Origin of the sequence: Acinetobacter sp. YH16053, assembly GCF_013417035.1 — a bacterium.
In the GTDB taxonomy this organism is placed as follows: Bacteria; Pseudomonadota; Gammaproteobacteria; order Pseudomonadales; family Moraxellaceae; genus Acinetobacter; species Acinetobacter towneri.
Genome location: NZ_VPEP01000069.1, coordinates 1 through 3,009 on the forward strand (window position 1 = coordinate 1; position 3,009 = coordinate 3,009).

Sequence of the window (3,009 nt, forward strand, 5' to 3'; positions counted from 1 at the left end):
GTTATTACGATTACAGAACTTGCTGCACGTATTCGAGTGACACGTCCGTTACTTTCTCGAATTATTAATGGTAAAGCACCAGTTACCGCAGATGTAGCTTTACGTTTACATGATGCTTTAGGAATCAGTGCAGATCTGTTAATGCGTGTTCAATCGAAACATTCACTTTGGATGGAATCACAAAAACAGCGTCCGCAGATTCAACCATTTTTTGTACAGTGTTAATTTTTATTTATGCATAACATTCAAGATATAGCAGATTGTTTATTTAATCTAGAATCACAGTCTTCAAAAGTTAGGCTTAAAAAGGGTTCTAGAATATTTTTTTTATTTGATACGCATCTAGGTATTTGGCGTGAGCTTTTGCTCAAAAAAGACAGAGATGAATTGTTAGAACGGACTAGAAATTTTTGTGAGTTTTTAAAAAAAGAAGAAGCTCAAGTCTATGGTTCTAATAAGAAAAAATATGACTATTTAAAACATGTCGAACACTATCTCATTTCACTTAAAAAGTGGAATAAAGAATAGATAAAACAGCCTTAAATGGCTTCTAATACTCAAACGATATGCCTAGATCCGAAGCCAAAATATTATGAAGATTGACAATATTTTATCTATAATAGGACTTACGCACTATTATTTATAGATTCTCTGTGGTAGCAGATGATTTTTATCGAGAATAAAGTCATCAATGAAGTTTTTGATAACTGGTCTAAATAATTTCTTCTGCCAACGATATACATTTTCAAAGATCCGCTCAAACTGGTTCTTTTGTATCTCAACGTAGGCCATCAAGGCTGAAAAAATATGATTCAAAATCAGTTTAGATCGTCTTACTTGAAACTTTTCAATATGACAAACCTGTTTTAATCACCCGGTGATATTGCTCTATTTTCCAATGACTTGAATGTAATTCATGAAAACCCTCAAAGGACAATAAATCATCTTCATCTTGATGCACAATATAAAACCTCTGCTGTTCTTTTAACTGAGTCTTAAATAATTGTACAAAGCCAAAATCTTTGAGCCAGACCACTTGACCCTGATGGAAATTTGGCAATAAACGCAGTTGAAACCATTGTCCTTTTTCTGGGGAAACCTTACGGTTACAGTCGATACCAAACATAAATCGAATACCATATTTTCTTATGGTTTTTAGATTTCCAGTCGATGAATACCAACTATCACCTGTAATAAATTGAATCTTTGCACCCCAACTGAGTACTTCACTTAACATATCCATAAAGTAATCATTCTTGGTTTTACTTTCAGATTTGTCATAAATTCGGAAATTAATTGGAATATTTTGACCATTTTGATCTGTCGCATACAAGGTAATGAGATTAATACCCTTGACGGATCGGTGGTGTTTGCCTGACCAAAAATAGCTAACCAAGTCCATATGTTGACTATATGGTTTATCTAAAACAGTATCATCAATACTGACTATAAGTTTATTATTATCAATATGTTGAATTGATTCTTGATATAGGTCGTGAGGTGTGTAGTCTTCACGCTCTAGAAAGCGATTTACACTATCATGCGAGATATTATAAGTCTCGGCAAGTTGTGTGCAGCTAATAGAGTTCGGTTCTGTCATGAGAAAGCCCATATAAATGGGTAATGTACAAGTTGCTGTAGAAGCATGTTTAATTCGTCTGATCACAGATACTTTATAAAGTATTTTAATACTTTTTTGAATCCGTCAATGCGTAAGTCCTATATAAGATGCTTCTGATTTTTTAACTTCTACATCATTTAGTCCCATAGAAGGACAAATGTTAGGTGTTTCTTAATTTTTTCTAAAATTAACATAATTCTTATTATGCGAAATTAAAAAAGGAAGCGGTATGCTTCCTTTCCTATTTTTATGTCAATTTCAATGAATTAAGCACCTAAACGCATTAACTTTTCTTGAATCGCATCACTGACAAAGGCATTTAGAGAATTACTTGATGCTAAAACCGCCTTACGGTGTAATTCAGGGCTAATACGGACATTAAAAGTGCCTTTGAATGGTTGATCAGGAGATTTTCCTAGTTCAGCACATGATTCTAAATAGCCGTCTACAGATTCCTGAAAAGCTTTCTCAAGGGCTTTTAAAGTTTCCGCTTCATAGGTAATAAGATCACGAATAAAAGCAAGTTTTCCAAATAACTCACCTGTTTCAAGATCAGGCTCAATTGTTCCGAGATAACCTTTGTATTTTAAATAGCTCATAAAAATCCCTCCTGCTTGAGTGCCTGTTTTACAGCTTTCAATGCCCCACCTTTGATTTCATTTTCAGGGTGTGGTCTATGCAGTAAAATCATATGTTCAGTTTTTTCATTAAAAAACCGAACACGAGAGCCTGCCATTTCAAATTTTTCATAGCCGATCTGGCTCAGTAAAACGACTAAATCTTTATATGGAAACGTATTTTTTGAATTTCCAAATTTTTCCAATAACTTTTCCGTTTTACCCATATTTTTGCCCTACTCAGTTACGACTAAGTATAGTCCCTTGAAATTAAAAAATGCAACTGAATTTAGTTGCATTTCATATAATCGCCATTATGTTAAATAGAATAAAAAGGGACCTCAGATTTGGGTCCCTTTTATCTAAATTATTTGTATGCTTGGATAGATTTTAGAATCTCCTGTCTGGCTTCTTCTACATTGCCCCAACCATTAAATTTCATCCATTTACCTTTTTCCAAGTCTTTATAATGTTCAAAGAAATGTTTCATTTGATCTAATTGAAGCTGAGGGAGGTCGCTCAGATCTTCAACATTGTTATATAGAGGTGTGAGCTTAGAATGAGGTACAGCAATGATCTTTGCATCAATCCCGGCTTCATCTTCCATATACATGACTCCGACAGGTCTGCTGCGAATTACTGATCCTACAGCAACCGCATGGGGAGCTATTACAAATACATCTAAGGGATCACCATCCTCGCTTAATGTTTGAGGAATATAACCGTAATTGTACGGATATGACATTGCTGTACTTAGAAAGCGATCAACCA

Annotated in this window: 5 protein-coding genes and 1 pseudogene; 2 read left to right on the top strand and 4 right to left on the bottom strand. The window is 34.3% G+C overall.

Annotated elements, in window-relative coordinates:
* The coding region (locus tag FTV43_RS14835) for a HigA family addiction module antitoxin (protein ID WP_179995784.1) at positions 1-225 on the top strand (225 nt) is incomplete at its 5' end.
* Positions 226-234: 9 nt separating this feature from the next.
* Positions 235-528, top strand: coding sequence for a hypothetical protein (locus FTV43_RS14840; protein WP_174660752.1), 294 nt, complete (start codon positions 235-237; stop codon positions 526-528).
* Positions 529-636: 108 nt separating this feature from the next.
* Here the strand turns inward: FTV43_RS14840 and FTV43_RS14845 are convergent.
* The 4 genes and pseudogenes from FTV43_RS14845 to ppa all read right to left on the bottom strand — a co-directional run.
* Positions 637-1,666: pseudogene (locus tag FTV43_RS14845) on the bottom strand (transposase).
* A gap of 221 nt (positions 1,667-1,887) precedes the next feature.
* On the bottom strand, positions 1,888-2,220 hold the full coding sequence (locus tag FTV43_RS14850; RefSeq protein WP_004812232.1) for a type II toxin-antitoxin system HicB family antitoxin: 333 nt from the start codon (positions 2,218-2,220) through the stop codon (positions 1,888-1,890).
* Complete coding sequence (locus tag FTV43_RS14855; RefSeq protein WP_179995785.1) at positions 2,217-2,465, bottom strand: type II toxin-antitoxin system HicA family toxin; 249 nt, start codon at positions 2,463-2,465, stop codon at positions 2,217-2,219. Before FTV43_RS14855 ends, FTV43_RS14850 begins: the two co-directional genes overlap by 4 nt.
* Positions 2,466-2,605: 140 nt before the next feature.
* A partial coding sequence (gene ppa / locus FTV43_RS14860; RefSeq protein WP_179995786.1) for an inorganic diphosphatase occupies positions 2,606-3,009 on the bottom strand: 404 nt, incomplete at its 5' end.